This window comes from Neorhizobium sp. USDA 3394 (assembly GCF_056280385.1).
On the sequence record NZ_JBWCDU010000001.1, the window covers coordinates 991,004 to 1,016,494 of the forward strand.

Below are 25,491 nucleotides of genomic sequence, written 5' to 3' on the forward strand. Positions count from 1 at the left end.
ACGGCGGGAACAAGGCCTGCCGCATCGACTAAAGCCACTGGTATTCCTCAGCGACGACATCTTTCACGTCATCTGGGTGCCTCTCGGCGCGCTCTGGCGCGTGTGGCCGGCGGCCGTAGACCGCGACGGAATCGTATTTCTTCTCGTCGGAGGCAAAGGCTGTCGCGAGAAGAAGCTGGATCGACCGCAACACCGTATGCCGCCGACCTGAAGGATGGGCGGTATATTGGCAGGTTCGGTCGTAGATCGAGGCCTCCCATTGCCGCCAGCTCGCATGGTGGTGGCGGGTATAGCCCATGTATTGGAAGCCGGAGAAGGTGAAGCCGCTGAGGCTGATCGCCCTGCGGAGACAGGCGGGCGTGAAGAAGTGGAGATGACGCGGCGCGTCGAACATGGCCGAGCAGACGCCAAGGCTTTTGAAATGGGTGGACGCGCAGTTGGGGACTTCGCAGAACAGCATCCCACCCGGACGCGTCAGGAAAAAGGCCTTCTGGAGCGCCAGGATCGGGTCGCGACAATGTTCCAGCACATGGGTCATGATCACGAGATCGTAGCTTTGTCCCTTGAGATCGGCCGGAAGCTCCTCGCAGGTGCCCGCAAGCACCGTGATGCCCGCCTTGGCCGCCTCGGCTCTTGCCGCGGCATCCGGGTCGACGCCGATGACGTTGAAGCCGAGTGCCTTGAAACGGCCGAGGAGATCACCGCCGCCGCAACCGAGGTCGCAGATCGAGGCGCCCGACGGCAGATCCCTGGCGATGCGCTCGGGATCGAGTGACTGGCCCTTGTCGAAGCGCCAGGAAACGTGGTGCAACGCCCTGTCGAGGAGGGTCGGATTGACCTCTTCGAGATGGCTCTTTCCGTGGGTGTAATACCGGGCGGTATCGTAAAAGGACGGAATTTCTTCCGAGCTGGGCATGGGGCTGACGGCGCCGAGCCCGCATTCCGTGCAGACGACGAAGTCCTTGTGGGTGTTTTCGGCACCTTTGATTGGGTCGAGCGGCATATGCGTCCACGGGGCGGTCCGCCCACCGCAGGAAAGGCAAGTCATCTCGTGCTCCGCCCAAAACATAGCCGCAATTTGCCGAGGATGCCGATCTTCAACAATATGCCTAAAGTGATGATCTCCCGATGGAGTATCCGGCTATAATTTGGGGCCCGGTGCTCTTTTTGTACGGGGAGGGGATTCCAGTGTGGCTATGCCGGGCTGATCCGGTTTCTGCCGGCACGCTTGGAACGGTAGAGACCGTCGTCGGCGCGCTTCAGAATGTCCTCGCAGGAGGCATCCTCCGGCAGGAACTCGCTCAAGCCGCCGCTGATCGTGGCGTGATGGCCAAGCGCCTCCCGGACCTCGGTGGCGATGCGCTGGCGCAGCCGGTTGGCGATGACGATGCCATGCTCCTGCCGGGTTGCGGGCATGACCACGACGAATTCGTCGCCGCCGAGGCGGGCGAGAAAGTCGGTCTTGCGCAATTCCAGGCGACAGACGCCGGCGATCGCCTTCAGTACCGCGTCGCCCATCGCATGTCCCAGCTCGTCATTGACGGTCTTGAAATGGTCGATGTCGAACATGAAGACCGATGTCGGTATATGCTCGTCGCGAAAGAGCTCGAATTTCAGGGCCAGCACGTCCATCAGCTTGCGGCGGTTGAAGAAGCCGGTGAGCGCATCGGTCTCGCTCTGATGGCGCAGCTGGTTCTCGACGGCGTTCTTTTCCGTGATGTTGCTGGCCACCCAGACGACCGCATCCTCGCCGTCGACCTGGAAATCGAGCGCCTGGACGCGGCCCTCAAACCAGATCGGATGGCCGGGACCATCCGTCTCCAGTCCCTTCACGTCGCTGCCGGACAGGCTGTATTCGACGATATGCAGGGAACGCGAGGCGAGCGCCTTTTCGATCTCCCCCACGAAGCGTTGCGCCTTCTCGACGACGAGGACGTCGTAGAGGCTCTTGCCGACGAGATTGCTGCCGTCATGATAATAGCGGGTGTCCTTGCCGCCGAAGAGCGCGGCATAACGGCCGCTGCGGGTCAGGACGAAGCAGGGGTCCGGGAGCGCCGACAGAATGAAATAAAGCTGATTGCGGGAAAAGTCGGTTTCCTGTCCGATCTCGATCTCTGGCGCAAGGTGAGCTGCCGTCATTGCGTTTCCCGGGCGTTGATGCAATCCGGGCTGCATGGCCGGATCGACCGGAAGCAACGGGCGCACGGTCCAGAGACTACCGCCAAACTCCTTCCAAATTATCAACAGATGCGAATATTCGCAGGCGCGAACGAAGGCGCGGGCCGACGGCCGGCAAAGGCAAATTACCGGCCGCAGCCATGGCTTTCCCGCCCGGCCGTACCCTTTTGCGGCAAAGGCGCCTTGCCTTTGCCGGCGGCCCCATGTTCGATTGCGGACTTTCAAATTCACGAGTCCCCGCCCGCATGTTCAAGGATTTTTCCGTTTCGGCCCTGATGATGGGGCTGCTCACAGCCTTTGTCGGGTTCATCAGCTCGTTTGCGGTGATCATGCAGGGGTTGCAGGCGATGGGTGCGACCGCTCCGGAAGTGGCCTCGGCGCTCCTGGCGCAATCGATCTCCATGGGCTTGCTGGCGATCGTGTTTTCGAGCTGGTACCGGATGCCGATCAGCATCGCCTGGTCGACGCCGGGTGCGGCGCTGCTGTCCGGCATCAGCGTGATCGAAGGCGGGTTTCCGGCCGTCGTCGGCGCCTTCGTGGTCTGCGGCGTGCTGATCATCCTCTCGGGCCTGTTCCGGCCGCTCAGCCGGGCGATCCGGCTGATCCCGGCACCGCTCGCCAATGCCATGCTGGCCGGCATCCTGCTCACGCTGTGCCTTGCGCCGGTGAAAGCCGTCGCCTTCAACGCAGCGCTCGGCCTGCCGATCGTATTGACCTGGATGGTGGTGGTTTCGCGCTGGCGGCTGTGGGCGGTGCCGGCCTCGCTCGGCGCGCTGATCCTGGTGCTGATCTTCGGCGTCGACCTTCCCCCGGACGCGATGGCGCAGATCGGCGCAGCGATCCATCCGGACCTCACCTTCGTCACGCCGGTCTTCACCCTGCACGGGGCGATCTCCGTGGCGCTGCCGCTGTTCATCGTCACGATGGCCTCGCAGAACATTCCCGGCATGGCGATCCTGAAGGTGCATCATTACGAGCCGCCGCCGGGCGTGATGTTTGCCGGCACCGGTATCTTCTCGATCCTCGGCGGGCTGGTCGGCGGCGTGCCGGTCAACATGGCGGCGATCACGGCGGCGATGTGCGCCAGCGAGGATGCCCACCCCGATCCTGGCAAACGCTACTGGGCCGCGATCGTCGCCGGCTTCGGTTACATCGTGTTCGGCCTGATCGCCGGCGGCATCATCGCCTTCGTCTCGCTGGCGCCCCCGATCCTTTTGCAGGCGGTAGCAGGTCTCGGCCTGATCGGCGCCTTTGCCAACGCGGCCTTTGCCGCCTATCGCGACCCGGAAACACGCGAAGCCGCGGCGATCACCTTCCTGGTGACGGCGTCGGGCATGTCGTTCGCGGGGATTTCCGGGGCCTTCTGGGGGCTCGTCGCGGGTGGCGTGATGATGGGATTGCAGAGGGTGGTAAAAAGAAGATAATATTCTTCAGGTTGCATTCTCATTGCCGGATTGTCCATGGAATTTGAATTCGATCCAGGAAAGAGTGCTTCCAACAAGGATAAACACGATATCGACTTTATCGAAGCACAGGCGCTCTGGCTGGATGATGGGTCGATTACGGTTCCAGCAAAATCCATGGGAGAGACTCGTTCGGCGCTGATCGCGAAACTTGGCGACAAGCTGTGGGTTGCATTCTATACTGAAAGAAACGACGCCATCCGGATCATTTCAGTGCGGCGAGCACGTGAAATGGAAAGGCAGCATTATGAAGACCATCACAGCCGCAGAACTTGATGAGAAGTTCGACAATGGCGAGGACATCAGCGAATATCTCGACTGGTCGAAAGCAAGCCGCCCCAATCTCGAACTAAAACATGTCGATATCGATCTGCCTGCGTGGATGTTGCGCGGCCTCGATAGGGAGGCTGACCGGCTCGGTGTGACGCGGCAGTCCCTCGTGGTAGAGTGGATCAAAGAGCGCCTTGAGGCTTCGCGTCAATCAAAATAGCCTACTTGCCTCATTCGCCTTGCGCGGTTATACACTTCGCCCATGACCATGACAGGCGCAATCATGTCCGACCGTTCGTCTACCCGCCGCACCGCGGCCGGGACGATGGTCTTTGCGCTTTCCTCGCTTCTTAGCCTCGACCTTACGCGCGGTTGCCGGGTCCGTTGAGGAGCGCCCGGCGGCCGAAGGCCCGCCCGGCATAAGAGCTCCTCTCACGAACATTCAAGACCGAGCCACAAAAGACCGCTAAAGGTCCGCATCGACGACGGCCAAATCCCGAGACGGGTGCCGAGCGACGCGTGAAGCGAGAAGAGACGACGACCATGGACGCCAAGACCCATTCCCCGAAATTCGGCCAGAAATCCGGAATGCCCGACGCGGCGGTGAAATACCGCGCCTATCCCCCCATCAACATTCCCGACCGCACCTGGCCTTCGAAGGTCATCGACAAGGCGCCGATCTGGTGTTCGGTAGACCTGCGTGACGGCAACCAGTCGCTGGTCAATCCGATGGGCCACGACCGCAAGGCCCGCATGTTCAAGCTGCTGCTCGACATGGGCTTCAAGGAAATCGAGATCGGGTTTCCGTCCGCCTCGCAGACCGATTTCGACTTCGCCCGCTGGTGCGTGGAGGAGGGCGGCGTGCCGGAAGACGTGTCGCTGCAGGTTCTGGTGCAGTGCCGGCCGGAGCTGATCACCCGCACCTTCGAATCGCTGCAAGGCGCCCACAAGCCGATCATCCATTTCTACAATTCGACCTCCGAGCTGCAGCGCCGCGTGGTGTTCGCCAAGGACGTCGCCGGCATCAAGCAGATCGCTGTCGATGCGGCGAAGATGATCACCGATATGGCGGCGAAGGCCGGCGGCGGTTTTCGCTTCCAGTACTCGCCGGAAAGCTTCACGGGCACCGAACTGGAAGTGGCGCTGGAAATCTGCAATGCGGTCACCGAGGTGATCGGGCCGACTGCCGAGGACAAGCTGATCCTCAACCTGCCCTCGACGGTCGAGATGGCGACCCCGAACATCTATGCGGACCAGATCGAATGGATGTGCCGCAATCTCGACAACCGCGAGAACATCATCATCTCGCTGCATCCGCATAACGACCGCGGCACGGGCATCGCTGCGACCGAACTCGGCCTGATGGCGGGTGCGGACCGTGTCGAAGGCACGCTGTTCGGCAATGGCGAGCGCACCGGCAATGTCGACGTGGTGACGCTGGCGCTCAACATGTACACGCAAGGGGTCGATCCGGAACTGGATTGCTCCGATATCGAGCGGATCAAGGCCGTCTACGAATATTCCAACCAGATGGTCATTCCCGAGCGCCATCCTTATGTCGGCGAACTGGTCTATACGGCCTTTTCCGGCTCGCACCAGGACGCGATCAACAAGGGCATGAAAGCGATAAAGGTCGCCAACCATCCGGTCTGGGAAGTGCCCTACCTGCCGATCGATCCGCGCGACGTCGGGCGCTCCTACGAGGCGATCATCCGCATCAACTCGCAGTCGGGCAAGGGCGGCATTGCCTATATCCTGGCTGAGGATTACGGCTTGAACCTGCCGCGCAACCTGCAGGTCGAGTTCCGCGAGGAGATCCAGCGGATCACCGACGAAGAGGGCGTGGAGCTTCCCGCCAAGCGCATCTATGACAGCTTCATCGAACGTTACGTGGAGCAACCCGGCGCACGGCTGAAATTCGTCGATCACCACACCTTTCCGGCCGGGGTCGATCACAAGGGCGTTCGCGTCGTCGCAGCGGAGATCACCGATGGCGGCGAGGTGAAGCGGATCGAAGGCAAGGGCACGGGGCCGATCGACGGCTTCATCAACGCGCTCTCGACCTATCTCGGCATTGAGCTCTCGGTCGCCGACTATTCCGAACATTCGCTGCAACACGGCTCGAACGCGTCCGCCATCGCCTATGTGGAGATGGAGCACCCGAACGGAAAACTGTTCGGCGCCGGCATCAACAAGAACATCGTCGCAGCCTCGCTCGAGGCGATCGTCTCGGCGGCGAACCGGGTGCTGGCGGCGAAGGGGTAAGAGCGATCGAGATCAGGCCGCGGCGGCTTGCACGTCGCGCGGCCTGACGATGCAATCGAGAAGCGCGTGGGTTTCTCCCCGCGCTTCCGCGTGGCGCTGCCCCCACCGGCAGAGTGCGTAAAGAATTGGCTCCAGGCCGAGGCCGAGTTCGGTCGCCGTATATTCGACCCGCGCCGGCACTTCCGCGAAGATTTCGCGAGACACGAGGCCGTGCTCCTCCATCTCCCGCAACTGCTGAATCAGAACCTTCTGGGTGATGTCCGGCACCATCCGCTTGAGCTCCGAAAGCCGCTTCGGACCTGAAAAGACATGGTAGAGAATGACCGGTTTCCAGCGGCCGGAAATCACCTTCAGGGCGCGTTCGACTGGCAGTTTGGGCAGGTTTTTCAACGGATCCGCCATGGTCACCTCCTGGTGTGTACGGCACGAAAGAGTGTGTATTCGGGCCGGCTTTCGCGCTGCTAAGCCCGCCTTATCTTCCCATAGATGAGGTTTCCGATGAAAGCCGTCCAGTTCTTCCGCTTCGGTTCGCCCGAGGTTTTCGAGTTTGTCGATATGCCGGTGCCCGAGCCGGCAGCGGGCGAGGTGCTGATCCGGGTGAAGGCCGCGGGTATCAACTTCTTCGAGGTGCTGATGCGCGCCGACAGGTATGCGGTAACGCCGAGCCTGCCGATGGTGCCCGGCGTCGAGGTGGCGGGCGTGGTTGAGGCGGTCGGCGCAGATGTCGATACACGATGGCTCGGCGCGCGTGTCGCGGGACCGCTGTTTGCGATCGGGCGAGGGGCTGGGGGTTATGCGGAATATATCGCCGTCGAGGCGGATGGGCTGGCGCTGGTGCCGGACGGGCTCGCTTTCGAAGATGTCGTGGCACTGATGGTGCAGGGACTGACGGCGCTTCACCTCCTCCGCCAGAACCCGGTTGCCGGCAAGCCTGTGCTGGTGACGGCAGCGGCCGGTGGTGTTGGATCGCTGCTGATCCAGCTTGCGCGGCGTGAGGGAGTCGAGACGATCATCGCGGCGGCGGGGAGTGACAGCAAGCGGTCTCTTGCGCTGTCGCTCGGGGCGGATATCGCGGTCGACTACACGCAGCCCGGCTGGGCTGAGCAGACAGACGTCGACATCGTCTTCGATCTCGTTGGCGGCGATATGTCCAAAGCATGCGTGGCGGCATTGCGACCCGGAGGCCGGCTGGTGTTCGCTGCCATGGGTCGATTCTCGCTGGGAGGCGTTGATATCGAGGCGATGCTTGCGGCGAACCAGTCGCTGCAGGGATTTTCGCTCCTGCCTTTGCTGGACAGGGAGACGGTCCGCAGCGATCTGACCTCTCTTTTCCGGCTTGCGGAACGAGGTGAGTTTAAGGTGCTGCGGGGAGGCGCGTTTCCGCTTGCCGCAGCCGCCGATGCGCATCGGGCGATCGAGAACCGCGACACGGCCGGCAAGGTGGTTCTGCTGCCCTAGATCAACCCCGCAGCCTTCGCCGCGATGTCATCCAGATCGGCCGCAGACGATGGGCCGACGACCATGTAGGTGGCAAGCGGGGTGACCCAGGAGACGAGGCCGGTGTCGTTGCGGATTTCCTCGATCGAGCGGTTGCCCTCCGGCCGGGTCTTGGTGAAGGAAATGGCGATCACGTCGCCGTCTCCTTCGCCGTCGGTCCGGCGGTAGAGAAGCTGGCCGACCGGCCCGCCGCCGGCGGCAAACAGGCGGGCGCCCTGGAAGGTCAGGCCGCTGTCGCTGAGATCGGGTATCCGAAAACCGACGCCGGTATTGGTGGTCAGCCATTCGAGGATATCGGCAGGCCTGTCGGCCGGGATTTCGGCAAGGTGATTGGTCTGGCGCGCATAGAGCCGGTAATGGGCGATGATATCGTCAAGCCAGTCGCGGCTGCTGCTGCCGGGCATGGAAATCATCGAAAACTGCGGCACAGCGGGGTTGCCGCCGATCATGTAACCGATGCCTCCGCCGAGCACGAAAAACAGGGTGCAGGCGGCCAATGCCTGCAGGCCGGACGGCTTGAAGGAAAGCGTCGGGCGCGGCCCATGCGGCAGGCGTACGGCCCGTCGCGGCAGCGGCGCGTTCTTGATGGTGCGCACCAGATCGAGCGGCACCGGCTCCTTCAACATGTCGTCAAACGCGCGCCTTCCGAGATCGGCACCGCGCTTCAGCGCGTCGTGCAGGGAACGGGCCTGCGGGTCGTTGACCAGCAGTTCCTCGACGTCATGTCTCTGATCGTCGCTGGCCCGGCCATCGATATAGGCGGAAAGCTGCAGTTCGAGCGGCGAGGGTTGGGGACTGGTCATCCTCACGCTCTCCGCTCGCTCGTTTCGGCGGCGACCGCCGCCAGGCTGAGACGTGCGGTGCAAAGGCGGGCGGCAAAGAGATCCGGCTGGATGCCGAGAATGGCTGCCGCCTCCGCGTAGGCGAAACCTTCCACGTCGGCCAGCAGGAAAACGCTCGCCAGTCCGTCCGGCAGGCAAGCGAGGGTGTCCTTCTTTGGCGGGCGGGAATTTCCCGCCGTGGAAGCGTCGTCGGCGGCATTGCCCTCAGAACGACGGCGTTTCTTGGCTTCGTCCACGAAGGTGCTGCGGATCATGCTGAAAAGCCAGCTTTCCAGCCGTCCTTCGCCCTTCCAGTGATGGCTTTTCTGGATCGCCCGGCCGGCTGCTTCACGAACCAGATCATCGGCCTCGGCAGAACTTCCCGTCAGCGTCAGCGCAAAACGGCGCAGGCGCGGCAGGAGCGCTACAAGATCGCGCCGGATGTCGGTCGATGGGCTCGGTTGGGTCATGTATAGGAGCGGCTTACCTGTGATCTACTTCAATAACCGGAACGAACTCATAGCTATGACGGGATTGTGGCGATTCCGCAACAATCGCACCATTGATTCTACAACATTCTCGCGACTTGCGGAATCGACATCGTGGGCGGTTCCTCACCGTAGAGAAGCCGGCTGTTGTCGAGCGCTACGCCGTCGCCCCGCTCCGTGAGGCCATAGCGGTCGCAAAGAAGGTTCCAGGCACCGGGCTCACCGGAGAGCGTGAAGAGGTTGTAGGCGGCGCGCGGCTTGTGCCCGCCAGGTCCCTGGGACGCCGACGCGATGCCGACCACCGGCACGTTGCCGGTATGGCTGCGCAGCCAATAGAGCGTGTTGAGATGCGTATGCCCGTGCAGCACCAGTTCCGCGCCGCCGGTGGAGATCGCGGCGGCGAACCGCCGGATGCCAAGCATGCGCTTGTGCGAGGAGGCGGCACCGCGGATTGGCGGATGGTGGATCAGCACCACCCGGAAGAGGCCTTCGTCTCCCGCTCTCTTCAACAGGTTGACCGTCTCGCGCGCCTGCCGCGAGCCGTAATAACCCGACGCCGAAAAGGGCAGGGTGGCATTGGAGGTCGAGCAGCCGATGATGGCGAGCGGACCGCGCCGGCGCAGGGTCGGGAAGATATGGTCGTCCTCGGGCCATTCGGCCGGATCGTCGTCGCTCTTGATGAACGGGTACCATTCGTTGACTGACTTGTCGTGCGCGCCTGGCACATAGGCGTCGTGATTGCCGGGCACGACCGTCGTGTCATAGGGCTCACCGATGGTGCGCAGCCACTCGCCGGCCAGCCGCGTCTCGATCTTGGTCGCCAGGTTGACGAGGTCGCCGGTGATGACCAGCTGATCCGGTTCGCGCGTCTTCAAATCGCTCAAAAGCAGGTCGAGCGTATTGACGAAAAGGTGCTTGCGCCGATTGCGGTGCCAGTTCACAAACCCGGTGATCCGCTTCGAGAACAGCTCGCGAAGCGTGAGTTTTGGAAGCGGCCCCAGATGGATGTCGGAAATATGCGCGAATTTGAACATGGCGCACACATAACGCATGAGGGCAGAAATCGTTATCGATTTTCTGGGCGCTCCCGGAGTTATGAATGAGCGGCGAAGGCGTGCCGGAAATCCGCGGTTTGCGCACCCGGATCGTCGTCTGGCTGCTGCACCGTGCCTTCATGATGACGCGCGGCATGACGCTCGGGGTGCGGGCCGCCTGCTTCGACGAGCAAGGCCGCATCTTCCTCGTCCGCCATACCTACGTGCCCGGCTGGTACATGCCGGGCGGCGGCGTCGAGCGTGGGGAGACGGCGCTCGAGGCGCTGCGCAAGGAGTTGCGCGAGGAGGGCAATCTGGAAATCCGCGGGGAGATTGCGCTCTTTCAGGCCTACTACAACCGCAATGCCAGCAGGCGTGACCACGTCCTGTTCTACCGGGTGAAGGTGGAGCAGACCGCGCCACGTGCGCCGGATCGGGAGATTGCCGAGAGCGGGTTCTTTGCGCTCGATGCGCTTCCGGAGGATACGACCACGGCGACGCTGCGGCGGTTGCGGGAGTTGAGCGGCGAGGCGGATAGGGCGGATTATTGGTGAGGGCCGCCGTCAGGCTCCTCAAGGTCAAAATCATCGTCAAGTTCGACGCCTGGCGGTCGTTCACGACCATGGCGGATCGCGAAAATAACGACCTCGTCCTCTCGGATCTCATAGTCGACCAGATAAGGACCCATGACGAATCGAAGGACGCCCGGAATGGGTATCTCTTCGGTCATTCTTCCCATTTCAGGAAACCGACTAAGACCCTGTCTTAGTCGCTTGATGTCATCGGAGAATTGCTGTGCGGCTTTAGGGCTCTTCGATTTTAGATATTTCGCCTCCGATGTGACGGTCTCTCTGGCCTCCGGTGAGAGGATGACCTTCACGCAGCCGCTCCCTTGACGATCGCGTCAATCTCATCGATCACGTCGTCAAGATCATGCCCAAGCCCCGCATCGATATCCTGTCGAGCCCTGTCTATGTCGATGATCTCTCGACCTTCTGCTGCCAGGTAGGATTTCAGGGCCCGTACGAAAACCCAGCTTCTGCTGCGGTTGCAAATCTTTGCAATTTCTTCGATTTCTGACAGGACGTCCAAGGGCAAGCGCATCGTGATCGGGTCTGAAAGTTCGCGATCTGCCATCGTTTTTGCCTCCATTTGTAATACAAACATAGGCCATCCGCAGGTTTGCGTCAAATCAAGCCGCCTGCTTCGCCTTCTCCCGCCCATGCGGCGCATCGAGATCCACGACCGGTCCAACCGGGACGATGCCGGTCGGGTTGATGGTCAGGTGGCTCTGATAATAGTGGTGCTTGATGTGGAAGAGGTTGCAGGTCTCGGCGACGCCCGGTTGCTGATAGAGATCAGCGAGATAGCCGGACAGGTTCGGGTAGTCCGCGATGCGGCGGATGTTGCACTTGAAGTGGCCGACATAGACCGGATCGAAGCGTAAGAGCGTGGTGAACAGGCGCCAATCGGCTTCCGTCGTCGTGTCGCCGAACAGGTAGCGGCTGCCTGAGAGGCGCTTTTCCAGCGTGTCGAGCGTTTCGAACAGGCGGGTGACGGCGCCCTCATAGGCGTCCTGGGCTGTGGCGAAACCGGCCTTGTAGACACCGTTGTTGACGGTGTCGTAGACGACGGCGTTGAGCGCATCGATCTCGCCGCGCAGCGCTTGCGGATAAAAATCCGCCGTCGAGCCGGTCAGTCCGTCGAAGGCGCTGTTGAACATGCGGATGATTTCGGAACTCTCGTTCGAGACGATGGTGTTCTCAAGCTTGTCCCACAGCACCGGCACGGTCACGCGGCCGGAATAGTTGGGATCGGCCTTCAGGTAGACCTGGTAGAGGTAGTCCGAGCCGAACAGGTGGTCGCCGGTGGCGCCATCGCGTTGCTTGAACTCCCAGCCGTTCTCCAGCATCAGGTAGTCGACGACGGAAACCGAGATGAGGTCCTCGAGCTTCTTCAGCTTGCGGAAGATCAGCGTGCGGTGCGCCCAGGGGCAGGCATAGGAAACGTAGAGGTGATAGCGTCCTGCCTCGGCCTTGAAGCCGCCTTTGCCGGAGAGACCGGCTGAGCCATCGGCGGTTACCCAGTTGCGGAACTGCGATTCGGCCCGCTTGAAATGGCCCTTGTTTTCCTTGGTGTCGTACCAGACGTCCTGCCATTTTCCTTCGACGAGCCTGCCCATGGCGATCTCCTTGGCGTTTCCTTGAGGCCATAGATACGGCACTGTCCGCCGAATACGAGGCAAGATTTTATGAACGCTGTGTTTTTGCGTTGGACGCGAGAAATTTTTCCTGCTAATGCGCTTTCCGGATTTTGAGGAAAACTCCTCCATTACCGAAGTAGGAATCATGACGGAAGTGCGGGAACTGCGACGACGCTGATTATCGACCAAGACGCCACACGGCGTCATCGATATCCCTTGTCCTGTCCGCTCTCTATCCTACGGCTTCGGTCCCCCATGTCTCAGCACAACGTTCTCTACAAGCACGACCTCGTTTATCTCACGGAAGACTCGTCCCATGACGAGGTCATCGAACTCATCAACGCGGAAGCTTTCGGCCCCGGCCGGCATACCCGTGCCGCCGCCCGTATCCGCGAGCAGGGGCCGCATGACCGCACACTCTCCTTCGTCTGCGCCGATGATGGCGAAACGATCGCTTCGGTCAGGATGACGCCGGTCTATGCCGGCTCGGTGAAGGGCCATCTGCTCGGGCCACTTGCGGTGCGGCCGTCGCACAAGAACCAGGGTATCGGCCGCGAACTGGTGCGGATCGCCATCGAGGCGGCGAAACGCAAGGGTTCTGAAGCGGTGATCCTGGTCGGCGACCCGCCCTATTACGGCCCGCTCGGTTTCGAGAAGGTCGCCTATAACGCGCTGGAATTCCCAGGCCCCGTCGATCCCGGCCGGGTTCTGGTCGTGCCGCTCGCAGCCGACGTACATGCGCGGCTCAAGGGCGTCATCGGCTGGCGCGGATAAGCCAATTCCTTTAAGCCTTTCGGGGATCGGTCGGCCATGCTGGCGGCACGATTCGAAACGCGCGAGGGACAGATGGCTGCGATCACCATGGACGAGGCGCTCGACCGCGCCGGGGCGGGGACCTACCAGCGGCGGCTGATGGGCGTTTTCGGTCTTGTCTGGACGGCGGATGCGATGCAGGTGCTGGCGGTCGGCTTTACCGCCGCCTCGATCGCGGCAACCTTCGGCCTGACCGTGCCGCAGGCGTTGCAGACCGGCACCGCCTTCTTCCTCGGCATGCTGCTGGGTGCGCTTGGTTTCGGCAGGCTCGCCGACCGGATCGGCCGCCGCCGGGTGCTGATCGTCACGGTTGCCTGCGACGCGGTGTTCGGCACGCTTTCGATCTTCGCGCCGGATTTCACCATCCTGCTTTTCCTGCGCTTCCTGACCGGGGCTGCCGTCGGCGGCACGCTCCCGGTCGATTATGCGATGATGGCGGAATTCCTGCCCGCCAGGAACCGCGGCCGCTGGCTGGTCCTGCTGGAAGGTTTTTGGGCGATCGGAACGCTGATCGTCGCGCTCGCCGCCTGGGCCGCAAGCCTTGCCGGCGTCGCGGATGCCTGGCGCTATATCTTCGCGGTCACCGCCATTCCGGCGATCGCCGGCATCGGCCTGCGTTTCCTGGTGCCGGAATCGCCGCTCTACCTGCTGCGCTCCGGCCGCAACGAGGAGGCCAAGGCGATCGTCGAGCGGATGCTCGTCGTCAACGGCCATCCGCCGCTCGGTGCCGGAACCAGCCTGATCTCGCCCCCGCCCGTGAAGGGGACCGGCATCTTTTCCGGCGAACTGCGCCAGCGCAGCATCATGATCCTGGCGATCTGGTTCCTGGTTTCGGTGTCCTATTACGGCGTCTTCACCTGGATGCCCGCCAGGCTCGCCGGCGAGGGCTTCGGTTTCGTGCGCGGTTACGGTTTTCTGGTTCTGGTCGCGCTTGCCCAGATCCCGGGTTACGCGCTTGCGGCCTACGGGGTCGAAAAATGGGGTCGCAAGCCGACGCTGATCGGCTTCTGCCTGCTGTCGGCGCTCGGCTGCCTGATGTTCGTCGTAGCCCCCAGCGCCCTCTTGATCGGGGCGGCGCTGCTGATCATGAGCTTTGCGCTGCTCGGCACCTGGGGTGCGCTTTACGCCTATACGCCGGAACTCTATCCGACCGCGTCGCGGGCGACCGGCATGGGGGCGGCCGGCGCCATGGCCCGTCTTGGCGGGCTGCTGGCGCCGTCGCTGGTCGGTTATGTCGTGGTTCAGGGTCTCGGCCTGACGATCGGCATATTCGCCGGCCTGCTGGTGATCGCGGCGATTGCCGCCACGATGATCAATGCGGAGACGCGCCAGGTCTCCCTGGCCTAAGCGCCGGTCAGAAGCGCTTTTCCAGCCACGTCACCGAATGGCCTCCTTCGAGGCCCTTCAGCGTGCCGATCTCGGTGTAACCCTGCTTGAGATAGAGCTTGAGCGCTGCCGGGTTCATGGTGTCGATATAGGCCCCGATTGCGCCCCGGGCGCGGGCCTCGGCCTCCGCCATGTCGAGCATGCGGCCGGCGAGGCCCTGGCCGCGCAACTCGTCCGGTACATAGAGCATCGAGATATAGAGCCAGCCGCGGCCGGTATAGCCGGTCAGTCCGCCGATGAGGTCGCCGTCCTCGCCATGCAGCGGCACTGCCAGTTCCCGACGGTTGCTGGGGCCGAAAGTGACAGCATTGTGAGTCATCAGCCGTTCGAGGATGAAATCCTCCTCGTCTGCGTTCATGCCTTCGGTGAGTTTCAGGTCGATATCCATGCGGCGCTTCTTCGTCCCATTTTCGGAGCGAATGGATAGACTACAGAGCTTTCCTGAGGAATGTGCGGGTTCGGCCCTTCGGAAATTCCGGCAGCTCGCCGAAAATCTCGTAGCCCTGGCGCATATAGGCCTTGCGGGCGACCGGGCTGAACGTGTCGATCCAGGCGCCGTGGCAGCCGCGGGCGCGGGCTTCCTCCTCGGCTTGGCTGAGCAGTTTGCCGGCCATGCCTTCACCCCGCAACGCGTCGGGAATGAACAGCCACTGGGTGAACAGCCATCCCCAGGCGGTGTAACCGGAAAGCCCGCCGATCACCTTGTCCTCGACATCGCGGATCAGGACGGCCAGAGCTTTACGCTCGGACGGGCCGACATCCGTGTCGTTGAAGGCGGTCAGTCCTTCGCCGATCACGGCCAGTTCCTCGGGGGAGGGCGAGGCGGTCACGTCAAGCTGCGTCATGCCTTTAGCGACCCTCGCGCCACCACATCGCCGCGACCGCGAAGAGCAGGGCGGAGAGGCCGGCGAAACCGGCAAACAGCGGCAGCGTATTGATGCCGCGCAGCACAGTCTCGTCGGTCAGGCGGATGACCATGCGGTCGGGATCGTTGACGCGCACTTCGCCGCGCACCGGCAGGATGTCTGGCAGCGAGATGCTGTCTCCGGACGCGACGCGGGTCACGAGGCCGCGGGTCTTGTCGGCATAGGGTTTCAGCGTCGCCTCGGTGGAGATCATCGCCTTGAATTCCGGTGCATCGACGGTGCCGACATGCACCAGCGTCGAGAACTGGCCGTTGGTGACCTCGAACAGGCCGGTCTCTTCCATGCGGCGTTCCAGCCGGTACTGGCCGGGCCCGGCCGCCGTCATCGGCACGGTCTCGGTGCGGCCCGAGGGGTATTTGATCGTCGCGGGGCCTGGATCGTCGCCGATCGTCTGGCGGGTCGCTTCGAGCGTGCGGCCGACGGCGCGGGCTGTCAGCGCCTCTTCCTCGAGCTCCGGTTCCTTCATCAGCCAGTGGGCGATGCGGCGATAGAGTGACACATGCGGTCCGCCGCCTTCGAAACCGCGGGCCCAGAGCCAGCCCTGGTCGGAGAGCAGCATGGCGACGCGGCCTTCGCCCTGGCGGTTGAGGACGAGGAGCGGTCGGTCGCCGTCGCCTTCCATGACGGTCTGGCCCTGCGGCGTGTCGACGTCGATGGTGCGGAACCAGCGGCCCCAGGCGGGCGGATTGGCGTTGGAGCCGTCGAGCCCGCGGGTCACGGGGTGCTTTTCGCCCTCCGGCGACAGATGCGGATAGAAGGCGGCGCTGTGGACTTCGCCGGTCGGGGCGGCCGGCAGGACCTGTTCGAGTGGCGTCGAGGCGATCGAATCCTCGCCGGCATGTTCGGGGCCGGCGGCGATCAGCAGCGCGCCGCCATTGTTCACGTATTGGGCGATGTAGTCGTAATAGAGGATCGGCAGCACGCCGCGATGCTTGTAGCGGTCGAAGATGATCAGGTCGAAATCCTTGATCTTCTCGACGAACAGTTCGCGGGTCGGAAACGCGATCAGCGAAAGTTCGTTGATCGGCGTGCCATCCTGCTTTTCCGGCGGGCGCAGGATGGTGAAGTGCACGAGGTCGACTGACGCATCGGACTTCAACAGGTTGCGCCAGGCGCGCTCGCCGGCATGCGGTTCGCCGGAGACGAGCAGCACGCGCAGGTTCTGGCGGATGCCGTCGATGACATGGACGGCGCGGTTATTGGCGATGGTCACTTCACCGGGAAGCTCGGCGACCGAAAATTCCATGACATTGTTGCCGCCGCGCGGAACCGTGAAGGAGAAGGGTGTCTCCTGGCCCGGCGTGGCGCGCAGCGTCGCGGTCTGCTGGCCGTTCATGCGCACGGTGACCTGGGCGGGTCCGCCGCCGGTGCGGCCGTCGTCGAAGACCCGCAGCGTGAGTTCCTGTTCCTCGCCGACGATGCCGAAGCGCGGGGCGCGGACCACTTCGACGCGGCGGTCGAATTCGTCCGGCTTGCCGGTGATCAGGCCGTGGACGGGGGCGTTGAAGCCGAGGTCCTGGTTGATGCCGGGCAGGTCGTGGATCTGGCCGTCGGTGAGGAAGACCGCACCGCCGATACGGGCAGGCGGCACGTCTGAGATCGCCGAGCGCAGCGCGGTGAAAAGCTTGGTGGAGGGCGTATCGGAATCGCCGTCGTCATCGACCTCGACAACGCGGGTCTCGATGCGCGGGTAGCGGGAGAAACGGTCCTGGAGGCTCGCGAGCGCCTCATCGGTCTGTTGCTTGCGCTGGGCGGTATCCTGGCTCTGCGATCGGTCGACGATGATCGGCACCACGGTCGAAAGCTGGTCGCGATCCTCCTGCAACAGCGTCGGGTTGGCGAGCGCCAGAAGCAGGGCGGCGAGCGCCAGCGTGCGCAAAGTGGCGCCGCGGATGCCGCGCCAGAAGGCAAGGCCCGCGAGGATCAGCGCGAAGACGCCGAGGGCGGCCAGGATCGGCCAGGAGAGGAAAGGTGCGAATTCGATGGTCATGAGGTTTTCCCTTCATCCGAGAGGGAAACTACGTTTAGCTGGACCGTGCCGCGAGCTCCCAACGATCTCCCCCCTTGAGGGGGAGATGTCACCGGAGGTGACAGAGGGGGGTAGCGCCGCGAACTCAACTGCCGAAAAGTGTGCCGCAGCACCCCCCTCTGCCCTGCCGGGCATCTCCCCCTCAAGGGGGGAGATCGGCGTGTGGCACTGTCTTCGCACACAAGCGCCATCGGAATGGAGTTTGCCGATAGAAGCGACCGAAGGACGATGGCGGATGAGGGGCAATGGACCATGTGCGTCGGTTCCCTCACTGCCCAAGCCGCTCAAGCAGAGCCGGGACATGCACCTGGTCGGCTTTGTAATTGCCGGTCAGCATGTACATCATGATGTTGACGCCGGAGCGATAGGCGTATTCGCGCTGCATCTCGTCCGGGGGGACGGTGGGCAGAACAGGCCCACCCTGACTGTCGACGGCCCAGGCGCCGGCGAAATCGTTGCCGGTGATCAGCAGCGGGGTGACGCCGTCGCCGCTGGAGGAGAGCTGGGCGCCGGTATTCTTGGCTTCCTGCCGTGCCTCGACCCAGAGCGGGCTGCCGGTATAGCGGCCGGGGAAATTGGTGAGCAGGTAGAAGGAGCGGGTCAGCACGTGGTCGGCAGGCGTCGGCTCCAGCGGCGGGATGTCGATATTGGCGAGGATCGCCTGCAGGCGTTCGCCGTTCGGCGTGGTGCCGCCGCCGTCGAGCGACGAATACTGGTCACGGGTATCGAAGAGCACCGTGCCGCCATTGCGCATGTAAGCGTCGATGCGGGAGATCGCCGCTTGGCTCGGCATCGGCGCGGTGGCGGAAATCGGCCAGTAGATGATCGGGTAGAAGGAGAGATCATCCTTGGTGATGTCGAGGCCGACCGGCGCGCCGGGTTCCAGCGTCGTGCGGTAGGTGAGGAACTGGCTCAAGCCCTCGAGACCCTGTTCGGAAATACCGTCGACGTCGCGCTCGCCGGTCACGACATAGGCGAGGTGGGTCGTGTCGAGGCGTTCGAGGATCTGCTCGTCGCCGGGCTTGGCGCCGGCACCGGGCGCCATTTCCTGTGCTTGCGACTGGCCGGGCAGCAGGGCGAAGAGCCCGAAGGCGAGGGCGGCGATCATCGCCGCGGCACTGCCGGCTGTCCGGCTGCGGGTCGGCACGCGGGAGAAGGCGCCATTCATGAAGAGCACCACGAGGCTGTCGAGGATGAGGAGCGCGAAGGCGGCGGCAAAGAGCGCCGGGCGCAGCGATACGGCTTCGCCGCCGGCGAGGCCTTCGCGGACGATCGGCCTACCGGCCGTGGTCGGATCGAAGCGGGCAATCACGGTCTTCGGCGCCAAAAGGTTGACGGCAGTGAAACCGTCCTCGGTGCCGTAAAGGCCAGGCGGGTGGTCGAAGCTTGCGACCGGCACCTGGTTGGCGGCAATCGCGATCGGACGGGCAGTTCCGGTTTCGGTGGTCAGGATGCCGTCTGCGGTGAGCAGCCGGTAGGGAGCAAGCGTCGCGGCGGCTCCCTCGGCGACGGAACCGGACGAGGCGGCACCGCCGGCGCGGGCGAGCTGGACGAGACGGCGGAGCATTTCGACGAAATTGCCCGACAGCGGCAGGTTCGACCAGGTTGCCTCGGCGCTTGTGTGGAAGAGTACGATACGGCCGGCCTCGACTTCCTTTTCGGTGACGAGGGGCGTGCCGTCGGCAAGGCTCGCCCAGGTGCGTTCGGCAAGGTCGGGTGTCGGCTCGGCGAGGACCTGGCGGGTGACGGTGATATCGGTGGCGCGCGGCAAGCCGGCGAAGGGGCCGAAGCCCGGGAAATCGGCGAGCGACTGCGGCTCGGACCAGGACATGGCACCGCCAAGAGCCCGTTCGCCCTGGCGCAGGATGACCGGCACCAGAGGATCGTCGGCGGGGGCCGCGGCAAGGCGCGGACCGGCAAAGCGGATCAGCGTGCCCCCTTGAGCGATCCATCGCTGCAGCGGCGCATAGGCTTCGGAGGGCAGGCGGCCGACATCGGCGAGGATGATGGCGGACGGATTTCCCTGCAGGATCTGGGGGATGGCCACCGAAAGATCGGCCGTGTTCGGCTGGATGACGTCCGCGTAAGGCAGCAGCGCACGGCTGATGTAATAGAGTGGCTGCAGGAGCGGCTGGAAGTCACTGCTGCTTTCGCCGGCAAGAAGCGCGACGCGGCGGCGCTTGAAGCCGTCGTCGAGGAGGTGTGCTGCGCCGGCAGTCGCGAGGCCGTCGATGCTCAGCCGCGCAAAATCGTTGCGCAGTTCGAACGGCGAGGCGATCTCGGCGGTGGCGGTTCCCGAGCCGGCGGCAAATTGCAGCGTGCCGGAGGCGAGGGCACGGCCCTGCGCATCGAGCGCGTTGACGTTCAATTGCTGCGCCGATGCGGTCGAAAGACGGGTCGCCGTCACCGACATCGCGGCCGCATTGTTGACCGCGTCGGTCAGCGCCACGGCGCTATGGCCATCGCCCTCGATCAGGCGCATTTCGGCGGGGGAGAGGGCTGCAAGCGTCGACATGGCTTGGTTGTCGCCGGCGGCCGCCATGCCGTCCGAAAGGATGGCAAGCGTGCCGGGTCGGGCGCCGTTCATGGCTTCGGTCACCGCCTGGGCGGCGCGGGCGCGATCCGGAACCAGCGGTTTGGGGCTGGCGGCCGTCAGCTTGTCGCGGGCAGCGGCTGCCGTGCCGGGCACGGCCTCATGGCTGGCATCGGCGGTAAAGGTAATGGACACCGGCACGTCGGCGCTTTCGGCATCGTCGATCAGAAGGTTGGCGGTCTGGACGCGGCGCTCCCAGTCGGCAGCGGTTGCCCAGCCATTGTCGACGACGACAACCAGCGGGCCGCCGGCATTCAGGGAATTGGCACGCGGATTCATCACCGGATCGGCGATCGCCAGGATCACGGCTGCGGCCAGAGCCATGCGCAGCAGCGTCAGCCACCAGGGGCTTTTCGACGGCGTTTCCTCACGCTTCAGCACGGTTGCGAGGATCCGGAGCGGCGGGAAGACTTCCGCCTTGGGGCGCGGCGGGGTGAGCCGCAGCAGCCACCAGATGACCGGCAGCGCGATCAGGCCGAAAAGAATGGCGGGATTTGCAAAGATGAGCGCGCTCATGACCTGCCTCCGCCCGGTTTTTGCGCCGGCAAGCCGGACAGATAACCATGCACGGCGACCAGCGCCTCGGAGGCGAGATGATCGGTCCGGTGGAAGACAAAACTCCAGCCGAGGCGGCGCAGCGATTCACCCAGCGCATCGCGGCGGGCGAAATAGGCGCGCTGGTAATCCTCGCGGATCATCTCGGCACGGCCGGAGACGAGCTTTTCGCCGGTTTCGGGATCGGTGAATTCGGTGCGGCCGCTATACGGGAAGGTCTCCTCCGCCGGATCGGCGATCTCGACCACGTGGCCGCGCAGGCCGCGGCGGCCGAGCGGCGAGATGCGCTCCATCACCCGGTCGGCGTCGTCGAGGAAATCGCCGATCAGCACGATGTCGCTGTGACCGCGGATCATCGCGGTGTCCGGCAGGCCTGTCGTTAACGGCGCGTGCATGATCGAGGCGGCGAGCCGTTCGGCGGCGTTGCGGGCCGATACCGGCTCCATGATGCCGGGGCAGCCGATCCGCTCGCCGGACCGGGCAAGGATTTCGGCCAAAGCCAGCATCAGCACCAGCGCCCGGCTTTCCTTCGAGGCAATCGCGAGCGTCGACTTGTACATCATCGACGGCGACATGTCGGCCCAGAGCCAGACGGTGTGGGCGGCTTCCCATTCGCGTTCGCGCACATAGGTATGGTCGTCGCGGGCGGAGCGGCGCCAGTCGATGCGGGACAGGCTTTCACCCTCGGCGTAAGGCCGGAACTGCCAGAAGTTTTCGCCTATGCCGCGCTTGCGGCGGCCATGCCAGCCGGCGATCACCGTGTTGGCGATGCGCTTGGCTTCCACCATGCAGTCCGGCACAAGCGTCGCGCGGGCCTGGGCTCGGGAGAGGAGTTCGCTACTCGGTGTCTGCTCTACGATCTGGCCAATGGTGGATGCCACGCACTATCCTTTCTAGCCGGCGGACTTAGCCGCGGGCCTGCTTCACCAGACCGGCGATGACGTCGCGGACCGACATGCCTTCGGCGCGCGCCGCAAACGTCAGCGCCATTCGGTGTTCCAGCACCGGCTCGGCGAGCGCATAGACGTCGTCGAGCGATGGGGCCAGGCGGCCTTCGTAGAGGGCGCGGGCACGGGCGGTCAGCATCAGCGACTGGCCGGCGCGCGGACCGGGACCCCAGGCAACGTGCTTGTCGGTATGGGCATTGCCATGGCCGGGGCGGGCGGAGCGAACCAGCGACAGGATCGCATCGACCACCTTGTCGCTGACCGGCATCTGGCGGATCAGCACCTGGATTTCCTGGAGACGGGCCGCGTCGATGACGCCGCGGGACTTGGATTCCGAAAGGCCGGTGGTTTCGAGCAGGATCTGCCGCTCGGCGGCGAGTTCCGGATAAAGCACGTCGACCTGCAGCAGGAAGCGGTCGAGCTGCGCTTCCGGCAGCGGGTAGGTGCCTTCCTGCTCCAGCGGGTTCTGGGTTGCGAGCACATGGAAGGGGGCGGGCAGATCGTAACGCTGGCCGGCGACCGTGATATGGTATTCCTGCATGGACTGCAGCAGTGCCGACTGGGTGCGCGGCGAGGCGCGGTTGATTTCGTCGGCCATCAGGAGCTGGGCGAAGACCGGGCCCTTGATGAAGCGGAAGGAGCGGCGGCCGGCATCATCCGTATCCATCACTTCCGAGCCGAGAATGTCGGAGGGCATCAGGTCGGGGGTGAACTGGATGCGGTTGGCGCCGAGACCGAGCACGGTGCCGAGCGTGGTGACGAGCTTGGTCTTGGCAAGGCCGGGGACGCCGACCAGCAGCGCATGGCCGCCGGACAGGACCGCCAGCAGCGTGTTCTCGACCACCTTTTCCTGACCGAAGATCACCTTGGCGACTTCGGTGCGAATGGCGGCGATATCGGAAAGGGCCATTTCTGCGGCGGCGATGATGGCTTTTTCATCGAGGACGGTATCGGTGGAATTCATCAGGCCCATGTCGCTCTCCATCATCGAAAACTGGCTGGCATCCAGAACCGGCAGGCACTCAGAAACCGATTGGCTTTCCAAGGCCGGGCTCTTCATATCCCGGCGTCGAATCGCTGCGTCGCAGCATCCGGCTTATCCGATCAAACTTATTCCCCGAAACATGGCTGACAAGCACGTATTGAATGACTATCTCGTGAGGAACAATTGCTTTGGCGAATGCTTACGGACGAACCGGGACTGAAAGATGGCGGCGCAAACGATAAATTCGGCATCCGATGCCGCAGGGCTTGCCGCCCTGATTTCGCGTGCTTCCGAGCAAACCGGCGACGGAAAGCGTGGTTTGCCGCCCGTCGACAAGTGGAATCCACCCTTCTGCGGCGATATCGACATGGAAATCCGTGCCGACGGCACCTGGTTCTACATGGGCACGCCCATCGGCCGCGCACCGCTTGTTAGGCTGTTTTCAACGGTGCTGCGCAGGGACGAGGACGGCAGGACCTACCTCGTAACACCTGTGGAAAAAGTCGGCATCCGGGTGGTGGACGCGCCCTTCCTTGCGGTCGAGATGCAGGTCACGCAGCGTGAAGGCCGGCAGGTGCTAACGTTCAGGACAAATGTCGGTGATGTGGTCGAGGCAGGTGCGGAACATCCCCTGCGCTTCGAAATCGCGGGCGAGAACCGCGAGCTGAAACCCTATCTCACCGTGCGCGGCCGGCTGGAGGCGCTCGTTTCCCGCGCGGTCATGTACGATCTCGTGGAACTGGGCGAGGCGATCGTGATAGACGGGGTGCCGATGTTCTCCGTCTGCTCCGGAACGGAGGTCTTTCCCGTGATGCCCAAGGCCGAATTGGACGCCTTATCGCAATGAGTGACTTTCCCCTTTTTTCGGCCGGCGATTTTCGCCGCCGGGCGCTGAACCAGAATGGCGGGCCGATCGACCATGCCTGGCGCGATCACGGCGATCATCTGCTCAACCCGACGCTGGTGGATTTCGCCGCGGGGCTGAAGCTGAAGGACGCGGCGGTGCTGGTGCCCGTCGTCGACGATGGCGACGAGGCGAAGGTGATCCTGACGCAGCGGACGTCGACGATGCGCAAGCATTCGGGGCAGATCGCCTTTCCGGGCGGCGGGATCGATCCGCAGGATCGGTCGCCGGAACAGGCGGCCTTGCGCGAGGCGGAAGAAGAGATCGGCCTCGACCCATCCTTCGTCGAAACGCTGTCGCGCCTGCCGACCTACTATGCGGCGACAGGTTTTCGCATAACGCCGGTGCTCTCCGTGGTCAGGCGCGGCTTCGAGATCACGCCCAATCCGGCCGAGGTGGATGATGTCTTCGAGGTGCCGCTGTCCTTCCTGATGAACGAAGCGAACCACCAGCGCGGAAGCCGCGAATGGGACGGCAAGGAGCGGCATTTCTACGTGATGCCCTACCAGGAACGAAACATCTGGGGCATCACGGCGGGCATTCTGCGTACGCTCTATGAAAGGCTTTATGCATGACCTGTGTAGCCGACGAGGCCTGGTTCCGGGACCCGGCGCTGCAGCGCATCCTGACCCTGCTCAATGCCGACGGCGGCGAGGCGCGGGTGGCGGGCGGCGCAGTGCGCAATGCGCTGATGGGGCTTCCCGTCGCCGATGTCGACGTCGCCACCACGCTTCGTCCGGAAAAGGTGGTCGAGCGCGCGGTTGCGGGCGGTATCAGGGCCGTGCCGACGGGAATCGAGCACGGCACGGTGACGCTTGTCATCGACGGCCACGGTTTCGAGGTAACGACGCTCAGGCGCGATGTCGAGACGGACGGGCGGCGTGCCAAGGTTGCCTTCGGCACCGACTGGCAGGCTGACGCCGAACGGCGGGACCTGACGATCAACGCGCTTTATGCCGACGCTGAAGGCAATGTGATCGACCTCGTGAACGGGCTGCCGGATATCGAGACGCGCACTGTCCGCTTCATCGGCGAAGCGGCTGAACGGATCGCCGAGGACTACCTGCGCATCCTGCGCTTCTTCCGCTTCTTTGCGCATTACGGTTCCGGCCGGCCGGATGCGGATGGCTTGAGGGCCTGCGCCCGCGCCAAGGACAAGCTTTCGACGCTGTCGGCCGAGCGGGTCTGGGCGGAAACCAAGAAGCTGCTGTCCGCCGCCGATCCTTCCCGCGCGCTGCTGTGGATGCGGCAGGCGGGCGTGCTCACCGAAATCCTGCCCGAGACCGAAAAGTGGGGTATCGACGGCATTCACGGCCTCGTGGCGGCCGAGAAGTCGCTCGGCTGGACGCCCGATCCGATATTGCGGCTGGCGGCGATCGTGCCGCCGGATGCCGAGCGGCTGGATGCACTCGCGAAGCGGCTCAAGATGTCGAATGCGGAGGCCGCGCAACTCGCTACCTGGGCGAATGCCCCGGTGCCACCGGACGAGGTGACGGATGTCGGTTTTGACCGGCTGCTCTACCGGCAAGGGGCCGAGGGGCTGGTCATGCGGCTGAAACTCGCGCTTGCCTCTGCGCGAACCGCGGCCGAAGGCGATCCGGCGGCGATGCGCAAATCCGCGCGGCTGTCGGTATTGCTGAAGAAGGCGGAGAACTACGAGAAGCCGGTCTTTCCGCTCAGTGGTGCCGATATCGTCGCAGCCGGCGTGCCCGCCGGAAAGCGGGTGGGGGAAATTCTTAAGGAACTGGAAGACTTCTGGGTGGAGCGCAACTTCACCCCCGACCGGGCGGCGCTGACCGCCCGGCTGGAGGATATGATCCGAAGTTCACTCTGATGACAGGCAGCTTCCTGCCCTTACATCGCTTCGATGTGAGGCGACGCGCTCTCTGGGGCGGAATGGCCGGTGCCCTGCCGGCGCCCATGGTGTCAGGCCGCGGCCGCCCCGTTTTCGTCGCGGATGCGCGCCTTGATGTTCTCGACCATGTTTTCGCGAATAATCTCTTCTCCGTGCACCGTGCGCAGATGCTCCACGGCGCGGCGGACCACTTCGGCGTCCTCATCGGCACGGGTATGCCACTGGCAGCCGGGCACGAGCGTCCCGCATTCGAACAGTCGCATGACATTTCTCCTGTTA

27 protein-coding genes are annotated in these 25,491 nt (G+C 63.9%); 11 read left to right on the forward strand and 16 right to left on the reverse strand.

The features are described from left to right. Positions 1 to 28: 28 nt before the first annotated feature. Positions 29 to 1,003: a class I SAM-dependent methyltransferase gene (locus ACZ9EJ_RS04605; RefSeq protein WP_046631193.1), complete on the reverse strand. Its 975-nt coding sequence runs from the start codon at positions 1,001 to 1,003 to the stop codon at positions 29 to 31. A gap of 191 nt (positions 1,004 to 1,194) precedes the next feature. Continuing rightward, a complete protein-coding gene (locus ACZ9EJ_RS04610; RefSeq protein ID WP_080954125.1) occupies positions 1,195 to 2,139 on the reverse strand; it encodes a GGDEF domain-containing protein in 945 nt (314 codons plus the stop codon). Between the two features lie 284 nt (positions 2,140 to 2,423). Here ACZ9EJ_RS04610 and ACZ9EJ_RS04615 point away from each other — a divergent pair, with 284 nt between their 5' ends. The 4 genes from ACZ9EJ_RS04615 (at position 2,424) to leuA (ending at position 6,176) form a co-directional block, all read left to right on the forward strand. Beyond that, a complete protein-coding gene (locus ACZ9EJ_RS04615) occupies positions 2,424 to 3,602 on the forward strand; it encodes a benzoate/H(+) symporter BenE family transporter (RefSeq protein WP_046638982.1) in 1,179 nt (392 codons plus the stop codon). A 36-nt stretch (positions 3,603 to 3,638) separates the two neighbouring features. Further along, the gene (locus tag ACZ9EJ_RS04620) at positions 3,639 to 3,917 is read left to right on the forward strand and encodes a BrnT family toxin (RefSeq protein ID WP_046638983.1); all 279 of its coding nucleotides are present in this window, start codon (positions 3,639 to 3,641) and stop codon (positions 3,915 to 3,917) included. Continuing rightward, entirely contained in the window at positions 3,889 to 4,131 is a 243-nt protein-coding gene (gene brnA, locus ACZ9EJ_RS04625; RefSeq protein WP_251089920.1) for a type II toxin-antitoxin system BrnA family antitoxin, read from the forward strand. The genes ACZ9EJ_RS04620 and brnA overlap by 29 nt, the downstream gene beginning before the upstream one ends. A gap of 323 nt (positions 4,132 to 4,454) precedes the next feature. After that, entirely contained in the window at positions 4,455 to 6,176 is a 1,722-nt protein-coding gene (gene leuA, locus ACZ9EJ_RS04630; RefSeq protein WP_046638984.1) for a 2-isopropylmalate synthase, read from the forward strand. 12 nt (positions 6,177 to 6,188) lie between these two features. On the opposite strand, the gene ACZ9EJ_RS04635 is transcribed toward leuA, so the two are convergent. Further along, complete coding sequence (locus ACZ9EJ_RS04635; protein WP_046638985.1) at positions 6,189 to 6,578, reverse strand: winged helix-turn-helix transcriptional regulator; 390 nt, start codon at positions 6,576 to 6,578, stop codon at positions 6,189 to 6,191. A 96-nt stretch (positions 6,579 to 6,674) separates the two neighbouring features. Here ACZ9EJ_RS04635 and ACZ9EJ_RS04640 point away from each other — a divergent pair, with 96 nt between their 5' ends. Continuing rightward, positions 6,675 to 7,634 (forward strand): quinone oxidoreductase family protein, encoded by a 960-nt coding sequence (locus tag ACZ9EJ_RS04640; protein WP_046638986.1) that lies wholly within the window; start codon positions 6,675 to 6,677, stop codon positions 7,632 to 7,634. On the opposite strand, the gene ACZ9EJ_RS04645 is transcribed toward ACZ9EJ_RS04640, so the two are convergent. The 3 genes from ACZ9EJ_RS04645 to ACZ9EJ_RS04655 all read right to left on the reverse strand — a co-directional run bounded on the left by ACZ9EJ_RS04645 (position 7,631) and on the right by ACZ9EJ_RS04655 (position 10,016). Further along, on the reverse strand, positions 7,631 to 8,476 hold the full coding sequence (locus tag ACZ9EJ_RS04645; RefSeq protein ID WP_046638987.1) for an anti-sigma factor family protein: 846 nt from the start codon (positions 8,474 to 8,476) through the stop codon (positions 7,631 to 7,633). The two genes, ACZ9EJ_RS04640 and ACZ9EJ_RS04645, sit on opposite strands and share 4 nt — an antisense overlap. A 2-nt stretch (positions 8,477 to 8,478) precedes the next feature. Continuing rightward, positions 8,479 to 8,964 (reverse strand): RNA polymerase sigma factor, encoded by a 486-nt coding sequence (locus ACZ9EJ_RS04650; RefSeq protein WP_046638988.1) that lies wholly within the window; start codon positions 8,962 to 8,964, stop codon positions 8,479 to 8,481. A 98-nt stretch (positions 8,965 to 9,062) separates the two neighbouring features. Further along, the gene (locus ACZ9EJ_RS04655) at positions 9,063 to 10,016 is read right to left on the reverse strand and encodes a metallophosphoesterase family protein (protein WP_046631484.1); all 954 of its coding nucleotides are present in this window, start codon (positions 10,014 to 10,016) and stop codon (positions 9,063 to 9,065) included. A gap of 65 nt (positions 10,017 to 10,081) precedes the next feature. Between ACZ9EJ_RS04655 and ACZ9EJ_RS04660 the strand changes: the two genes are divergently transcribed. Next, positions 10,082 to 10,570, forward strand: a complete 489-nt coding sequence (locus ACZ9EJ_RS04660) for an NUDIX domain-containing protein (RefSeq protein ID WP_046638989.1) — start codon at positions 10,082 to 10,084, stop codon at positions 10,568 to 10,570. Here the strand turns inward: ACZ9EJ_RS04660 and ACZ9EJ_RS04665 are convergent. Genes ACZ9EJ_RS04665 through ACZ9EJ_RS04675 form a run of 3 tightly spaced genes read right to left on the reverse strand, consistent with a single transcriptional unit; the run spans position 10,561 to position 12,198 of the window. Next, a complete protein-coding gene (locus tag ACZ9EJ_RS04665) occupies positions 10,561 to 10,896 on the reverse strand; it encodes a type II toxin-antitoxin system RelE/ParE family toxin (protein WP_080954124.1) in 336 nt (111 codons plus the stop codon). The genes ACZ9EJ_RS04660 and ACZ9EJ_RS04665 overlap by 10 nt on opposite strands. Next, positions 10,893 to 11,153 carry a CopG family ribbon-helix-helix protein gene (locus ACZ9EJ_RS04670; RefSeq protein ID WP_046631482.1) on the reverse strand — a complete coding sequence of 87 codons (261 nt, stop codon included), beginning with the start codon at positions 11,151 to 11,153 and terminating at the stop codon, positions 10,893 to 10,895. The genes ACZ9EJ_RS04665 and ACZ9EJ_RS04670 overlap by 4 nt, the downstream gene beginning before the upstream one ends. A 55-nt stretch (positions 11,154 to 11,208) precedes the next feature. Beyond that, positions 11,209 to 12,198 (reverse strand): glutathione S-transferase family protein, encoded by a 990-nt coding sequence (locus tag ACZ9EJ_RS04675; RefSeq protein ID WP_046638991.1) that lies wholly within the window; start codon positions 12,196 to 12,198, stop codon positions 11,209 to 11,211. Positions 12,199 to 12,474: 276 nt separating this feature from the next. Here ACZ9EJ_RS04675 and ACZ9EJ_RS04680 point away from each other — a divergent pair, with 276 nt between their 5' ends. Continuing rightward, positions 12,475 to 12,993 carry a GNAT family N-acetyltransferase gene (locus ACZ9EJ_RS04680; protein WP_046638992.1) on the forward strand — a complete coding sequence of 173 codons (519 nt, stop codon included), beginning with the start codon at positions 12,475 to 12,477 and terminating at the stop codon, positions 12,991 to 12,993. Between the two features lie 72 nt (positions 12,994 to 13,065). Continuing rightward, positions 13,066 to 14,379: an MFS transporter gene (locus ACZ9EJ_RS04685; protein ID WP_046639293.1), complete on the forward strand. Its 1,314-nt coding sequence runs from the start codon at positions 13,066 to 13,068 to the stop codon at positions 14,377 to 14,379. Between the two features lie 7 nt (positions 14,380 to 14,386). On the opposite strand, the gene ACZ9EJ_RS04690 is transcribed toward ACZ9EJ_RS04685, so the two are convergent. The 6 genes from ACZ9EJ_RS04690 to ACZ9EJ_RS04715 all read right to left on the reverse strand — a co-directional run bounded on the left by ACZ9EJ_RS04690 (position 14,387) and on the right by ACZ9EJ_RS04715 (position 22,441). After that, positions 14,387 to 14,806 carry a GNAT family N-acetyltransferase gene (locus tag ACZ9EJ_RS04690; protein WP_052754116.1) on the reverse strand — a complete coding sequence of 140 codons (420 nt, stop codon included), beginning with the start codon at positions 14,804 to 14,806 and terminating at the stop codon, positions 14,387 to 14,389. Positions 14,807 to 14,846: 40 nt separating this feature from the next. Continuing rightward, complete coding sequence (locus ACZ9EJ_RS04695; protein ID WP_046631175.1) at positions 14,847 to 15,263, reverse strand: GNAT family N-acetyltransferase; 417 nt, start codon at positions 15,261 to 15,263, stop codon at positions 14,847 to 14,849. A gap of 4 nt (positions 15,264 to 15,267) precedes the next feature. Beyond that, the gene (locus tag ACZ9EJ_RS04700; RefSeq protein WP_046638993.1) at positions 15,268 to 17,334 is read right to left on the reverse strand and encodes a membrane protein; all 2,067 of its coding nucleotides are present in this window, start codon (positions 17,332 to 17,334) and stop codon (positions 15,268 to 15,270) included. Between the two features lie 307 nt (positions 17,335 to 17,641). Next, entirely contained in the window at positions 17,642 to 20,482 is a 2,841-nt protein-coding gene (locus ACZ9EJ_RS04705; protein WP_046638994.1) for a DUF4159 domain-containing protein, read from the reverse strand. Beyond that, positions 20,479 to 21,402 (reverse strand): DUF58 domain-containing protein, encoded by a 924-nt coding sequence (locus ACZ9EJ_RS04710; protein ID WP_046638995.1) that lies wholly within the window; start codon positions 21,400 to 21,402, stop codon positions 20,479 to 20,481. Before ACZ9EJ_RS04710 ends, ACZ9EJ_RS04705 begins: the two co-directional genes overlap by 4 nt. A 25-nt stretch (positions 21,403 to 21,427) precedes the next feature. Continuing rightward, positions 21,428 to 22,441, reverse strand: a complete 1,014-nt coding sequence (locus tag ACZ9EJ_RS04715) for an AAA family ATPase (protein ID WP_046639294.1) — start codon at positions 22,439 to 22,441, stop codon at positions 21,428 to 21,430. 235 nt (positions 22,442 to 22,676) lie between these two features. On the opposite strand from ACZ9EJ_RS04715, the gene ACZ9EJ_RS04720 reads away from it, so the two are divergent. Genes ACZ9EJ_RS04720 through ACZ9EJ_RS04730 form a run of 3 tightly spaced genes read left to right on the forward strand, consistent with a single transcriptional unit; the run spans position 22,677 to position 25,191 of the window. Continuing rightward, positions 22,677 to 23,300 carry a DUF1285 domain-containing protein gene (locus tag ACZ9EJ_RS04720; RefSeq protein WP_046638996.1) on the forward strand — a complete coding sequence of 208 codons (624 nt, stop codon included), beginning with the start codon at positions 22,677 to 22,679 and terminating at the stop codon, positions 23,298 to 23,300. Beyond that, the gene (locus ACZ9EJ_RS04725; RefSeq protein ID WP_046631162.1) at positions 23,297 to 23,932 is read left to right on the forward strand and encodes a CoA pyrophosphatase; all 636 of its coding nucleotides are present in this window, start codon (positions 23,297 to 23,299) and stop codon (positions 23,930 to 23,932) included. The genes ACZ9EJ_RS04720 and ACZ9EJ_RS04725 overlap by 4 nt, the downstream gene beginning before the upstream one ends. Then, positions 23,929 to 25,191: a CCA tRNA nucleotidyltransferase gene (locus tag ACZ9EJ_RS04730; RefSeq protein ID WP_046638997.1), complete on the forward strand. Its 1,263-nt coding sequence runs from the start codon at positions 23,929 to 23,931 to the stop codon at positions 25,189 to 25,191. Before ACZ9EJ_RS04725 ends, ACZ9EJ_RS04730 begins: the two co-directional genes overlap by 4 nt. Before the next feature lie 92 nt (positions 25,192 to 25,283). On the opposite strand, the gene ACZ9EJ_RS04735 is transcribed toward ACZ9EJ_RS04730, so the two are convergent. Next, positions 25,284 to 25,475, reverse strand: coding sequence for a DUF1059 domain-containing protein (locus ACZ9EJ_RS04735; RefSeq protein WP_037076377.1), 192 nt, complete (start codon positions 25,473 to 25,475; stop codon positions 25,284 to 25,286). Positions 25,476 to 25,491: the final 16 nt, after the last annotated feature.

Coding starts and splice junctions, on each gene's coding strand:
- ACZ9EJ_RS04605 (WP_046631193.1), bottom strand. CDS start 1,003: ATGCCGCTCGACCCAATCAAAGGTGCCGAAAACACCCACAAGGACTTC.
- ACZ9EJ_RS04610 (WP_080954125.1), bottom strand. CDS start 2,139: ATGACGGCAGCTCACCTTGCGCCAGAGATCGAGATCGGACAGGAAACC.
- ACZ9EJ_RS04615 (WP_046638982.1), top strand. CDS start 2,424: ATGTTCAAGGATTTTTCCGTTTCGGCCCTGATGATGGGGCTGCTCACA.
- ACZ9EJ_RS04620 (WP_046638983.1), top strand. CDS start 3,639: ATGGAATTTGAATTCGATCCAGGAAAGAGTGCTTCCAACAAGGATAAA.
- brnA (WP_251089920.1), top strand. CDS start 3,889: ATGAAGACCATCACAGCCGCAGAACTTGATGAGAAGTTCGACAATGGC.
- leuA (WP_046638984.1), top strand. CDS start 4,455: ATGGACGCCAAGACCCATTCCCCGAAATTCGGCCAGAAATCCGGAATG.
- ACZ9EJ_RS04635 (WP_046638985.1), bottom strand. CDS start 6,578: ATGGCGGATCCGTTGAAAAACCTGCCCAAACTGCCAGTCGAACGCGCC.
- ACZ9EJ_RS04640 (WP_046638986.1), top strand. CDS start 6,675: ATGAAAGCCGTCCAGTTCTTCCGCTTCGGTTCGCCCGAGGTTTTCGAG.
- ACZ9EJ_RS04645 (WP_046638987.1), bottom strand. CDS start 8,476: ATGACCAGTCCCCAACCCTCGCCGCTCGAACTGCAGCTTTCCGCCTAT.
- ACZ9EJ_RS04650 (WP_046638988.1), bottom strand. CDS start 8,964: ATGACCCAACCGAGCCCATCGACCGACATCCGGCGCGATCTTGTAGCG.
- ACZ9EJ_RS04655 (WP_046631484.1), bottom strand. CDS start 10,016: ATGTTCAAATTCGCGCATATTTCCGACATCCATCTGGGGCCGCTTCCA.
- ACZ9EJ_RS04660 (WP_046638989.1), top strand. CDS start 10,082: ATGAGCGGCGAAGGCGTGCCGGAAATCCGCGGTTTGCGCACCCGGATC.
- ACZ9EJ_RS04670 (WP_046631482.1), bottom strand. CDS start 11,153: ATGGCAGATCGCGAACTTTCAGACCCGATCACGATGCGCTTGCCCTTG.
- ACZ9EJ_RS04675 (WP_046638991.1), bottom strand. CDS start 12,198: ATGGGCAGGCTCGTCGAAGGAAAATGGCAGGACGTCTGGTACGACACC.
- ACZ9EJ_RS04680 (WP_046638992.1), top strand. CDS start 12,475: ATGTCTCAGCACAACGTTCTCTACAAGCACGACCTCGTTTATCTCACG.
- ACZ9EJ_RS04685 (WP_046639293.1), top strand. CDS start 13,066: ATGGCTGCGATCACCATGGACGAGGCGCTCGACCGCGCCGGGGCGGGG.
- ACZ9EJ_RS04690 (WP_052754116.1), bottom strand. CDS start 14,806: ATGGATATCGACCTGAAACTCACCGAAGGCATGAACGCAGACGAGGAG.
- ACZ9EJ_RS04695 (WP_046631175.1), bottom strand. CDS start 15,263: ATGACGCAGCTTGACGTGACCGCCTCGCCCTCCCCCGAGGAACTGGCC.
- ACZ9EJ_RS04700 (WP_046638993.1), bottom strand. CDS start 17,334: ATGACCATCGAATTCGCACCTTTCCTCTCCTGGCCGATCCTGGCCGCC.
- ACZ9EJ_RS04705 (WP_046638994.1), bottom strand. CDS start 20,482: ATGAGCGCGCTCATCTTTGCAAATCCCGCCATTCTTTTCGGCCTGATC.
- ACZ9EJ_RS04715 (WP_046639294.1), bottom strand. CDS start 22,441: ATGGGCCTGATGAATTCCACCGATACCGTCCTCGATGAAAAAGCCATC.
- ACZ9EJ_RS04720 (WP_046638996.1), top strand. CDS start 22,677: ATGGCGGCGCAAACGATAAATTCGGCATCCGATGCCGCAGGGCTTGCC.
- ACZ9EJ_RS04725 (WP_046631162.1), top strand. CDS start 23,297: ATGAGTGACTTTCCCCTTTTTTCGGCCGGCGATTTTCGCCGCCGGGCG.
- ACZ9EJ_RS04730 (WP_046638997.1), top strand. CDS start 23,929: ATGACCTGTGTAGCCGACGAGGCCTGGTTCCGGGACCCGGCGCTGCAG.
- ACZ9EJ_RS04735 (WP_037076377.1), bottom strand. CDS start 25,475: ATGCGACTGTTCGAATGCGGGACGCTCGTGCCCGGCTGCCAGTGGCAT.